General features: G+C 63.3%; 6 protein-coding genes. 1 reads left to right on the top strand and 5 read right to left on the bottom strand.

Annotated features, from left to right (window positions below; genetic code table 11):
- Positions 1-47: 47 nt before the first annotated feature.
- From P0Y58_00545 to aceE, 5 genes are all read right to left on the bottom strand, one after another.
- Positions 48-671, bottom strand: a complete 624-nt coding sequence (locus P0Y58_00545) for a glutathione S-transferase (protein WEK30712.1) — start codon at positions 669-671, stop codon at positions 48-50.
- 3 nt (positions 672-674) lie between these two features.
- Positions 675-1,343 (bottom strand): peptide-methionine (S)-S-oxide reductase MsrA, encoded by a 669-nt coding sequence (gene msrA / locus P0Y58_00540; protein WEK30711.1) that lies wholly within the window; start codon positions 1,341-1,343, stop codon positions 675-677.
- A 167-nt stretch (positions 1,344-1,510) separates the two neighbouring features.
- Positions 1,511-4,198 carry an EAL domain-containing protein gene (locus P0Y58_00535; GenBank protein ID WEK30710.1) on the bottom strand — a complete coding sequence of 896 codons (2,688 nt, stop codon included), beginning with the start codon at positions 4,196-4,198 and terminating at the stop codon, positions 1,511-1,513.
- Positions 4,199-4,465: 267 nt separating this feature from the next.
- The gene (gene aceF, locus P0Y58_00530; protein ID WEK30709.1) at positions 4,466-6,103 is read right to left on the bottom strand and encodes a dihydrolipoyllysine-residue acetyltransferase; all 1,638 of its coding nucleotides are present in this window, start codon (positions 6,101-6,103) and stop codon (positions 4,466-4,468) included.
- Positions 6,104-6,116: 13 nt separating this feature from the next.
- The gene (gene aceE / locus P0Y58_00525) at positions 6,117-8,762 is read right to left on the bottom strand and encodes a pyruvate dehydrogenase (acetyl-transferring), homodimeric type (GenBank protein ID WEK30708.1); all 2,646 of its coding nucleotides are present in this window, start codon (positions 8,760-8,762) and stop codon (positions 6,117-6,119) included.
- A 383-nt stretch (positions 8,763-9,145) separates the two neighbouring features.
- Between aceE and glnE the strand changes: the two genes are divergently transcribed.
- The gene (gene glnE / locus P0Y58_00520) at positions 9,146-12,079 is read left to right on the top strand and encodes a bifunctional [glutamate--ammonia ligase]-adenylyl-L-tyrosine phosphorylase/[glutamate--ammonia-ligase] adenylyltransferase (GenBank protein ID WEK30707.1); all 2,934 of its coding nucleotides are present in this window, start codon (positions 9,146-9,148) and stop codon (positions 12,077-12,079) included.
- Positions 12,080-12,192: the final 113 nt, after the last annotated feature.

The following is a 12,192-nucleotide window of genomic DNA, read 5'->3' as shown; positions in this document are numbered from 1 at the left end:
TCTGTGGAGGACTTGTGGGAGCGGGCTTGCCCCGCGAAGAGGCCCTGTCAGGCCGCTGGAGATGTGGCGACCATCGAAGGCCGCTGGGCCACATCGGCATACCACGCTGCCAACCCAGGCTGGCGCTCACGCCAGCCAAACTCGGGCTGACGCAGATCTAGATAGCCCAGCGCACACGCCACGCCAATCGCTGCCAGGTCGAACCCGGACATCAATTCGGGCAGGTGCTCCTGCTCAAGGTTAGCCAGGCTACGGCGAATCTTGTCCCCCTGAGCCTGCAACCAACCCTCCCAGCGCTTGTCTTCTGGCCGCAGGAAGCTCTCATAACGCGACGACACCGCCGCATCCATGATCGCATCAGCCTGCGATACCAGCGTCATGCGCCGCCAGCGCGCCGAGCCCTCACGGGGCAGCAGCGGCAGGCCGACGTGTTGCAGGTCAAGGTATTCGCAGATCACCCGGCTGTCATGCAGCACGGTGCCATCGTCCAGTCGCAGGGCCGGGATCTTGCCGATCGGATTGTCCTGGTTGAGCTGCGGGTCGCCGCTCACCGGGGTGATGTTCACCGGTTTCAGCTGCACACGCTCAAGCTGGCCGGTTTCGTGCAGTACCACCATGACCTTGCGCACGAAAGGCGACAATGGCGAGTGGAACAGGGTCATCGTGGCCATGGTTCAGTTGCCCTGCAGGCTGGGTGGCAAACATACACCGGTGCCGCCGATGCCGCAGTAGCCCTGCGGGTTCTTGGCCAGGTACTGCTGGTGGTAGGCCTCGGCAAAGTACACCGTCGGTGCCTGGTCGATCTCGGTGGAAATTTCGCCGAAGCCGGCCTTTTGCAGTTCAGCCTGGTAATCGGCTTTGCTGGCTTGCGCTTCTTTCAGCTGCTCCGGGCTGGTGCAGTAGATGGCCGAGCGGTACTGGGTGCCGATGTCGTTGCCCTGGCGCATGCCCTGGGTCGGGTTGTGCAGCTCCCAGAACATTGCCAGCAACTCGCGGTAGGTGACCTTGTCTTTGTCGAACACCACCAGCACCACTTCGGTGTGGCCGGTCAGGCCCGAGCAGACTTCCTCGTAGGTAGGGTTGGGGGTGAAGCCACCCGCGTAGCCGACTACGGTGCTGACCACGCCTTCACGCTGCCAGAAGCGCCGCTCCGCGCCCCAGAAGCAGCCCAGGCCGAAGATGGCGAAGTCGATGGCGCCTTCGAAGAACGGGCCGAGCAGCGGGGTGCCCTCGAACACGTAATGGAACTCGGGCAGGCTCATTGGCGTTTCGCGGCCAGGCAGCGCCTGTTCCGCGGTTGGCAGGACGTTTTTGTTCACCAGGATTTCCGAACGCAGGACCATGGCCGTTCCTCTGTATGTCAGATAGATATGTGCTGGCCTCTTCGCGGGACAAGCCCGCTCCCACAGGTACTGTACTGACCTCAATGACGGTGGGGTACCTGTGGGAGCGGGCTTGTCCCGCGAAAGGGCCCGAATGGCCTCTATAGTGCCCGAGGATTACGCTGCTGTCAGGCCACTGGTCCGCGCGGATAGCGCTTCAACCGTTCAGCCAGCTCGCGCCCCGGAATCGGCCGGTCGAACAGGTAACCCTGGCCCACATCACAGCGGTGCCGACGCAGGAAGGCCAGCTGGGCCGGCGTCTCGATACCCTCGGCCACCACTTTCAGCTTGAGGTTATGGGCCATGGCCACCACCGCCGAGGTGATTTCCATGTCGTCCTGGTTGTCCGGAATCTCATTGATGAAGCTGCGGTCGATCTTGAGGATGTCGATCGGAAACTTCTTCAGGTAACTCAGCGACGAATAGCCCGTGCCGAAGTCGTCCATGGCCAAGGTCAGGCCCAAGGCCTTCAGCTCGTCCAGCTGGCGATGGGTATCTTCGCTGGCTTCCAGCAGCAGGCCTTCGGTCAGCTCCAGCTCCAGCAGGTGCGGGGACAGGGCTTCTTCCTTGAGGATGGTGCTGATCGACGCCACCAGGTCAGGGTCGGAAAACTGCTTGGGCGACAGGTTGATGGCCACATGCAGATCGCCCAGGCCGGCTTCGCGCAACTCCAGGCTCATGCGGCACGACTGGCGCACCACCCACTTGCCGATGGGGATGATCAGGCCGGTCTCTTCCGCCACGCTGATGAACTGGTCCGGGCGGATCATGCCGCGCTCGGGGTGGTTCCAGCGCAACAGTGCTTCCAGCCCCAGCAGGCGGCCGCTGCGCAGGCAGATCTTGGGCTGGTAGAACACCTCCAGCTCGTTCTGGGTCAGGGCGCGGCGCAGGTTGTTCTCGACGAACAGCTTGTAGCTGGCCTCGGCGTTGAGCACTTCGGTAAACACCTGCACCTGATGCTTGCCGTTGGCCTTGGCCTTGTGCAGCGCAAGGCCCGCGTTTTTCATCAGGCTGGCGGGGTCGGTGCCGTGCAGCGGCGCGCAGGCCAGGCCTACCGAGGCGGTGACGTTGATCAGCTGGTTATCGACGAACATCGGTTTGTCGAGGGTGCGCAGCAATTGCTGGGCAACACCTTGCCCCTCTTCAAGGCCGGTGTCGTCCAGCAGCACGGCGAACTCGTTGCTGGCGAAGCGGGCCAGGATGCCGCCGGTGTGCAGGCTGTTGCGCAGGCGCCGGGCCAGGCTGATCAGCAGCTTGTCACCGGTCTGGTGGCCGAGGCTGTCGTTGATGCGTTTGAAGTTGTCGATGTCCACCAGCAGCAGGCACATCGAGTTTTCGCCATCACGGGCAAAGCGCTCGTCCAGGCTGCGGATGAACGCCGGTCGGTTGCCCAGGTTGGTCAGGTTGTCGGTGTAGGCCAGGCGCTCGATGCGCTGTTGCGCCAGCTTGGTCTGAGTGACGTCTTCGTAGATGCCGATGTAATGGGTTAGCTCACGGTTGTCGCCGTACACCTTGGAAATCGACAACTGGCCCCAGTAGGGCTCCAGGTTCTTGCGCCGGCTTTTGAACTCGCCTTGCCAGCTATTGCCCATGGCCAGGCTGGAAGGTGAGTCGAACAGCAGTTCGCTGAGGTTTTCCAGTGCCGGCAGCTCGCCCAGGTGGCGACCCTGCACTTCGTCGGTGCTGTACTGGGTGATGGCGGTGAAGCTTGGGTTGACGTACTCCACCCGGCCATCGCGGTTCACCAGCAGGAAGGCGCTGGCACTTTGCTCCACCGCACGCTGGAACAGGTGCAGTGCGCTGGCCGCAGCGCGCCGGTTGTGGTTGGTGATGACCTGGGCGAACTGGTCGGCCAGCTCGCCGGCAAAGGCAATTTCATCCGACTGCCAGGCCCGCGGCTGGCCGGTCTGCTCCAGGCACAGCACGCCGACTACCTGGCCATCAACGCGGATACTGGCATCGAGCATGGCCTTGTTTTCCGGTCGCAGGCTTTGTGCCAGGGCGCGGGTACGGGGGTCGTGGCCGGCATTGTGGGCGTCGATGGCGCGGCTGGCGTGCAGCGCTTCGAGGTAGTCGGGGAAGCGGCTGGCATCGATGGCTTCGGGCTGGCGATGCTCCTGGGCGTCGCGGTACCAGGCGGTGATTGGTTCCAGGCGCTGGTCGTCCAGGTGCCAGATGCTTGCGCTGTCGACCTTGTAGATTTCGCAGGCACTCTGGGTGATCAGCTGGGCGGCTTCCAGCAGGGAGTTCTCGGCGCTGTAGCGCTGGCGGGCCAGGCGCAGGATCAGGTCCTGCTGGCCGCGCACTCGCTCCAGGTGTTCCAGTTGCTCTTGCTGGGCGCGCTGGTTCAGCTGCAGGGCCAGTTGCAGGCGGTTGTTGCGCGACTCCAGGTCGCTGGCACTCTCGCCCGGGTCGTCAGGCTGGTCGTCGAGCACACTCAGGTAACCGCGCAATAGCTGGCGGTTGTGCTGCTTGTAGGCTTCACCGGTTTCCAGCAGGCGCAGCAAGGTGCCTGGCGTGTGCAGTGAGTAACGCACACGGTAGTAGCCGCGCTGGGCCAGTTGCAGCTGGATTTCGTCGTGCAGCCGGTAGCGGGCCTCGGGCTCCATCAGGCTGGCGTAGGGCGCGTCTACCAGGGCGCACAGGTCGGCGGCGTGCAGCCCAAACTGGCGCTCGCAGGCCGGGTCCAGGTAGAGCATGGCCCAGGTGGCTTCGTTGAGCCTTTCGAAACGCAGCATGCCGAGCCGCGAGGGCACGGGTAACGGCGTGACGACCTCGGCCGCCACACGGCTGGCGGCATCGGGTTGGCTTTTCATCGAAGACTCGCTTGAAGAGGGAACGCTTTGTAGGACCGCAGCGGGTCTGGCAAGGTTGCATCATGTGCCGAGGGCTGGCAAGCGGCCATGTGTGATGCTGTGTGCGGGTTATCGGCTATTGGGCAGGAATCTGTAGTTCGCCTCGATCTCACAGGCGCAAAATCTTGTCGGCGGACAAAAAAAGCCCCGCCAATTGACGGGGTTGAGGTACGAGCGTGGCAGCTCGAAAAGGGTGCTGCCCCTCGCAAGGAGGGGCAGTGTGCCGCTTTACAGCAGCATGGTGCGGATATCGCCCAGCACGTCGCCCAGGCGCTTGGTGAAGCGCGCGGCGGCAGCGCCATTGATCACACGGTGATCGTAGGACAGCGACAGCGGCAGCATCAGCTTCGGCTGGAAGGCCTTGCCATCCCACACTGGCTGCATGGTCGCTTTCGAGACGCCCAGGATAGCCACTTCCGGCGCGTTGACGATCGGCGTGAAGCCGGTGCCGCCAATGTGGCCGAGGCTGGAGATGGTGAAGCAGGCACCTTGCATGTCGTCGGCCGACAGCTTTTTGGTGCGCGCTTTCTCGGCCAGTGCAGCGGCTTCGGCAGCCAGTTGCAGCAGGCTCTTCTGGTCGACGTTCTTGATCACAGGGACCAGCAGGCCGTCCGGGGTGTCCACGGCAAAGCCGATGTTCACGTACTTCTTGCGGATGATGGCTTTGCCGCTTGGCGCCAGCGAGCTGTTGAAGTCCGGCAGTTCCTTGAGCAGGAAGGCGCAGGCCTTGAGCAGCAGTGGCAGCACGGTCAGCTTCACGCCGGCTTTCTCGGCCACGGCCTTCTGCGCAACGCGGAAGGCTTCCAGCTCGGTGATGTCGGCGGAATCGAACTGGGTCACGTGCGGCACGTTCAGCCAGCTGCGGTGCAGGTTGGCGGCACCGACCTGCATCAGGCGGGTCAGGGCCACTTCTTCCACTTCACCGAACTTGCTGAAGTCCACAACCGGAATCGGCGGGATGCCAGCGCCGCCGGTTGCGCCGGCGGCTGCCGGTGCGCCCGATGCCTTTTGCATCATCGCTTTGACGTAAACCTGAACGTCTTCTTTCAGGATGCGGCCGTGCGGGCCGGTGGCAGCAACTGCGCCCAGCTCGACACCGAATTCACGGGCCAGCTGACGAACGGCAGGGCCGGCATGGACCTTGGCGTTGCTGCCGGCGGCCGGTGCGGTGGCGACCGGGGCTTGTGCAGGCGCAGCAGCCGGAGCGGCGGCGGCAGGTGCAGCAGCTGGGGCAGGAGCGGCAGCCGGTGCGGCAGCGGCCGGAGCCGGTGCAGCAGCAGGAGCGGCGCCTGCGGCTTTGATCTTGAAGATCAGGTCGCCGGTGCCCACTTCGTCTTCGAGCTTGCACAGCACGGCTTCGATCACGCCAGCGCTAGGCGACGGGATTTCCATGGAGGCCTTGTCGGACTCCAGGGTAATCAGCGACTGGTCGGCTTCGACGGTGTCGCCGACCTTGACCAGCACTTCGATGATCTTGGCCTTGCCCGACGAGCCGATGTCCGGCACGTGGATGTCCTGCACGCTGACAGCAGCCGGGGCTGCTGCCTGCGCAGGGGCGGCTTCAGCGGCCGGAGCCGGTGCAGCAGCCTGGGCCGGAGCAGCGGCCGGAGCCTCAGGCGCCGCAGCAGCGGCACCCTCGACTTCCAGTACCAGCAGCTCGTCGCCTTCTTTCAGGCGGTCGCCCAGCTTGACCTTCAGTTCCTTGACGATACCGGCCTTGGGGGCAGGGATCTCCATGGAGGCCTTGTCGGACTCCAGGGTCAGCAGGCTCTGGTCAGCCTCGATACGGTCACCGACCTTGACGAACAGCTCGATGATTTCACCTTCACCGCTGCCGATGTCAGGTACGCGAATGAGTTCGCTCACTTAAAAATACTCCTCAGCAGTCCAGTGGGTTGCGCTTGTCCGGGTCGATACCGAACTTGACGATGGCGTCAGCCACAACCTTGGGTTCGATCTCGCCACGGTCAGCCAGGGCTTCCAGGGCAGCCAGCACCACGAAGTGGCGGTCGACTTCAAAGAAGTGACGCAGCTTCTTGCGGCTGTCGCTGCGACCGTAACCGTCGGTACCCAGGACTTTGAACTCTTTGCTCGGTACCCACTGGCGAATCTGTTCGGCGAACAGCTTCATGTAGTCGGTAGAGGCGATGACCGGGCCTTTGCGGCCGTTCAGGCACTGCTCGACGTAGGTCAGTTCTGGCTTCTGGCCAGGCTTCAGGCGGTTGGCGCGCTCTACGGCCAGGCCGTCGCGACGCAGTTCGTTGAAGCTGGTGACGCTCCACACGTCGGCACCGACGTTGAACTCTTCACGCAGGATCTTCGCTGCTTCGCGGACTTCGCGCAGGATGGTGCCGGAGCCCATCAGCTGTACGTGGTGCGCGGCTTCGCGGGTGTCTTCTTCGAGCAGGTACATGCCCTTGATGATGCCTTCCTCGACACCGGACGGCATGGCTGGCTGCTGGTAGGATTCGTTCATCACGGTGATGTAGTAGAAGATGTCCTGTTGCTCTTCGGTCATCTTCTTCATGCCGTCCTGGATGATCACCGCCAGCTCGTAGCCGTAGGTCGGATCAAAGGTGCGGCAGTTCGGGATGGTGCCCGCCATCAGGTGGCTGTGACCGTCTTCGTGCTGCAGGCCTTCACCGTTCAGGGTGGTACGGCCGGCGGTACCGCCGATCAGGAAGCCACGGGTACGGCTGTCGCCAGCGGCCCAGGCCAGGTCGCCAATACGCTGGAAGCCGAACATCGAGTAGAAGATGTAGAACGGCAGCATCGGCTGGTTGTGGCAGCTGTACGAAGTACCGGCAGCGATGAACGACGACATGGCGCCGGCTTCGTTGATGCCTTCTTCGAGGATCTGGCCCTTCTTGTCTTCGCGGTAGAACATCACCTGGTCTTTATCGACTGGCTCGTAGAGCTGGCCGACCGACGAGTAGATGCCCAGCTGGCGGAACATGCCTTCCATACCGAAGGTACGGGCTTCGTCCGGGATGATCGGCACGATGCGCTGGCCGATTTCCTTGTCCTTGACCAGCTGCGCGAGAATACGCACGAAGGCCATGGTGGTGGAGATTTCGCGGTCGCCCGAACCGTCCAGGATCGCTTTCAGCGTTTCCAGGGATGGGGTCGGTACGCTGAAGCTCTTGGCACGGCGCTGTGGTACGAAGCCGCCCAGGGCTGCGCGGCGCTCGGCCAGGTACTTGGCTTCGGCGGAACCTTCTTCCGGCTTGAAGAACGGCAGGTTCTCAAGATCGGCATCCTTGACCGGGATGTCGAAACGGTCACGGAAGTGACGCAGGCTGTCGACGTCGACCTTCTTGGTGTTGTGCGCGGTGTTCTTGGCTTCGCCAGCACCGGTGCCGTAACCCTTGATGGTCTTGGCCAGGATGACGGTTGGCTGCTCTTTGTGGTTCACAGCCTGGTGGTACGCCGCGTAGACCTTGTACGGGTCGTGGCCGCCACGGTTGAGCTTCCAGATCTCGTCGTCGGACAGGTCTTCGACCATGGCCTTGAGCTCTGGAGTGTTGAAGAAGTTTTCACGAACGTACGCGCCGTCTTTGGCTTTGTAGTTCTGGTACTCGCCGTCGATGACCTCGTCCATGCGGCGCTGCAGGGCACCGTTGGTGTCCTTGGCCAGCAGTGGGTCCCAGAAACGGCCCCAGACCACTTTGTTGACGTTCCAGCCACCGCCACGGAACACGCCTTCGAGTTCCTGGATGATCTTGCCGTTGCCGCGAACCGGGCCGTCGAGGCGCTGCAGGTTGCAGTTGATGACGAAGATCAGGTTGTCCAGCTTCTCGCGGCCGGCCAGGGCGATTGCGCCCAGGGATTCCGGCTCGTCGCACTCGCCGTCGCCCATGAAGCACCAGACCTTCTGCTTGCCGGCCGGGATGAAACCACGGGCTTCCAGGTACTTCATGAAGCGCGCCTGGTAGATCGCCTGGATCGGGCCCAGACCCATCGAAACGGTCGGGAACTGCCAGAAGTCAGGCATCAGCCATGGGTGCGGGTACGAAGACAGGCCTTGGCCGTCCACTTCCTGGCGGAAGTTGTTCATCTGGTCTTCGGTGATGCGGCCTTCCATGAAGGCACGGGCGTAAACGCCTGGCGAAGCGTGGCCCTGGAAGAACACCAGGTCGCCGCCGTGTTCTTCGGTGGGGGCCTGGAAGAAGTAGTTGAAGCCGATGTCGTACAGGGTGGCGCTGGAGGCGAAGCTGGAGATGTGGCCGCCCAGGTCCGAGTCCTTCAGGTTGGTGCGCATCACCATGGCCAGCGCGTTCCAACGCACCAACGAGCGAATGCGGCGTTCCATGAACAGGTCGCCAGGCATGCGTGCTTCGTGGGTGACAGGGATGGTGTTGCGGTATGGCGTGGTGATCGCATACGGCAGCTGGGAGCCACTGCGGGTGGCCAGCTCGCCCATACGGGTCATCAGGTAATGAGCGCGGTCTTCGCCTTCTTTGTCGAGGACCGACTCCAGGGCATCCAGCCATTCCTGGGTTTCGATTGGATCGAGGTCTTGCATGGCTTGCTCCAGGGCGGAAAGGCAACCAGAATCGATTGCCTGAGATTGCGACTGGCCTTATGGGCAGACGTCGTGAATTCTTGGATTACCGGGGTGTCTTCCGGCGCCGTGTAGTTTTACTACATTTGCTTGCGCATTTCATGCTTTTACACGACATGAGTAGTAGTAAAACTACATTTCTGCGACGTTTGGTCGCACCTTGGCTTGTGAGGAAAAACGTTCATGGTGGTTGGCATTGTGATGCGAACGGGTACTTCTTGATGTTTGTTGCCAAGTTTTCGTTTTTTTCAGCTATTTCCAACTTTTGTACGACAGTCCAACCGTGGTCCGGCTTCCCCTTGGCCGCTTTTTCCCTTCTATTTCACGCCGATCAAGGATAGACCATGCGCCTGCCTTTGCCGTCCGATCTGCCTGCCACCCTCCAGCCATTGGTCGCTCGCAACCAGCAATTCCTCAGCGATGCGGCGGCCGCGCACCCCGACCTCGACCTGAATGCCTGGCGCCCGCTGCACCGGCAACAATTCGACCAGGTTGCCGCTGCCAGTGACTTCGTTCTGGGCCTGGCCCAGCGCGAGCCGGCCATGCTGTTCGATCTGCTGGCCAGTGGCGAGCTGGAACGGCGTTATGCGCCGGGTGAGCTGCGCGGGCAAATCGCAGCCACTGCCCTGGCGGCGCAGAGCGACGACGAGCTGGCGCGTAACCTGCGCCGCGCGCGCAACCGCCAGCAGCTGCGCATCATCTGGCGGGACATCACCCGTCAGGCGGAGCTTGGCGAAACCTGCCGTGACTTGTCGGACCTTGCCGATGCCGCCATCGACGAAGCCTACCAATGGCTGTACCCGCGCCATTGCCAGCAGTTCGGCACGCCCATCGGCAACCGCAGCGGCCAACCGCAGCACATGGTGGTGCTGGGCATGGGCAAGCTGGGGGCGGTGGAGCTGAACCTGTCGTCGGACATCGACCTGATCTTCGGCTTCCCCGAAGGGGGTGAAACCGAAGGGGTAAAACGCTCGCTGGAAAATCAGGAGTTCTTCACCCGCCTTGGCCAGCGGCTGATCAAGGCGCTGGACCCGGTGACTGTCGACGGCTTCGTGTTCCGCGTCGACATGCGCCTGCGTCCCTACGGCTCGGCCGGTGCACTGGTGCTCAGCTTCAATGCCCTGGAGCAGTATTACCAGGACCAGGGGCGCGACTGGGAGCGCTACGCGATGATCAAGGCGCGGGTGGTGGCCGGCGATCAGGCGGCCGGCGCGCAGTTGCAGGAGATGCTGCGGCCGTTCGTGTACCGCCGCTACCTGGACTTTTCCGCGATCGAAGCGCTGCGCACCATGAAGCAGCTGATCCAACAGGAGGTGCGGCGCAAGGGCATGGCCGACAACATCAAGCTGGGTGCCGGTGGCATCCGCGAAGTGGAGTTCATCGCCCAGGCCTTCCAGCTGATCCACGGCGGGCGCGACCTCAGCTTGCAGCAGCGGCCGCTGCTCAAGGTACTGGCCACGCTGGAGGGCCAGGGTTATCTGCCGCCAGCGGTGGTGGCCGAGTTGCGCGAGGGTTATGAATTCCTGCGTTATACCGAGCACGCCATCCAGGCCATTGCCGACCGCCAGACGCAGATGTTGCCCGAAGATGAGACCGACAAGGCGCGGGTGGCGTACATCCTTGGCTTTGCCGACTGGCAGAGCTTCCACGACCAGCTGATGTACTGGCGTGGCCGTATCGACTGGCACTTCCGCCAGGTGATCGCCGACCCGGATGATGAAGACGGTGAAGGCGAACTGGTGGTGGGCGGCGAATGGTCGCCGCTGTGGGAGCAGGCGCAGGACGAGGAAGCCGCTGGCCGGCAGCTGGAGGAGGCCGGTTTCAAACAGCCCGTCGAAGCCCTGCGGCGCCTGGCCGGGCTGCGCTCCAGCCCGCAGCTGCGCTCGATGCAGCGTATCGGGCGTGAGCGCCTGGATGCCTTCATCCCGCGGCTGCTGGCCCAGGCGGTGGAGCATGACAACCCGGACCTGGTGCTTGAGCGTGTGTTGCCGCTGGTCGAGGCCGTGGCGCGGCGTTCTGCCTACCTGGTACTGCTCACCGAAAACCCAGGCGCCTTGCGCCGTCTGCTGACGTTGTGCGCTGCCAGCCCTTGGATTGCCGAGCAGATTGCGCACTACCCGCTGCTGCTCGACGAACTGCTCAATGAAGGCCGCCTGTTCAGCCCGCCACTGGCCCCAGAGCTGGCCAGCGAGTTGCGCGAACGCCTGACGCGCATTCCCGAGGACGATCTGGAGCAGCAGATGGAGGCGCTGCGCCACTTCAAGCTGGCGCACAGCCTGCGTGTAGCTGCTTCGGAAATCAGCGGCAACCTGCCGTTGATGAAGGTCAGCGACTACCTGACCTGGCTGGCCGAAGCCATCCTTGATCAGGTGCTGGCCCTCGCCTGGCGCCAGACTGTGGCTCGCCACGGCCAGCCCAAACGCAGCGACGGCAGCCTGTGCGACCCGGGCTTCATCATCATTGGTTACGGCAAGGTCGGCGGCCTGGAGCTGGGCCATGGCTCGGACCTGGACCTGGTGTTCATCCACGACGGCGACCCGCAAGCGGAAACTGACGGCACCAAGCCCATCGACAGTGCGCAGTTCTTCACCCGCCTGGGCCAGCGCATCATTCATTTGCTGACCACCCAGACCAACTCGGGCCAGTTGTATGACGTGGACATGCGCCTGCGCCCGTCCGGCGCTTCCGGCTTGTTGGTCAGTTCGCTGGGCGCCTTCGAGCGATACCAGCAGAACGAAGCCTGGACCTGGGAGCATCAGGCGCTGGTGCGGGCCCGCGTGCTGGTGGGTTGCAAGCAGGTGGGCACGGCGTTCGAAGGCGTGCGCGCCAAGGTGCTGGGCCAGGCCCGCGACCTGGAAAAACTGCGCACCGAAGTGAGTGAAATGCGCGCCAAGATGCGCGGAAATCTCGGGACCAAGGCCACGGCTGCCGGTACGGCGGCCAACGCCTTCGAGGCCGGTGTGCCCTTCGATATCAAGCAGGATGCGGGCGGTATCGTCGATATCGAATTTATGGTGCAATACGCCGCTTTGGCCTGGTCCCACGACCACCCGGCCATACTCCGATGGACCGATAACATCCGCATTCTGGAGGAGCTGGAACAGGCGAATTTGATGCCGGCCAGTGACGCGGTGCTGTTGCGTGAAGTGTACAAGGCGTTCCGCTCGGCCTCGCACCGCCAGGCCCTGCAGAAGCAGGCCGGGGTGATTGACGCGGCGCAGTTTGCCGATGAACGCCGCCAAGTGCGGCGGATCTGGGGCGAATTGGGTTTGACTTGAGAATGTTGGGGCCGCTTTGCGGCCCATCGCCGGCAAGCCAGCTCCCACAAGTACTGCGCACGCGGTCGAGGTGGGAGCTGGCTTGCCGGCGATGGGCTGCAAAGCAGCCCCAA

This window comes from Candidatus Pseudomonas phytovorans, assembly GCA_029202525.1.
Lineage (GTDB): Bacteria > Pseudomonadota > Gammaproteobacteria > Pseudomonadales > Pseudomonadaceae > Aquipseudomonas > Aquipseudomonas phytovorans.
Note: the sequence above shows the minus strand (reverse complement) of the source record. Positions and strands in the feature narration are given on the sequence as shown.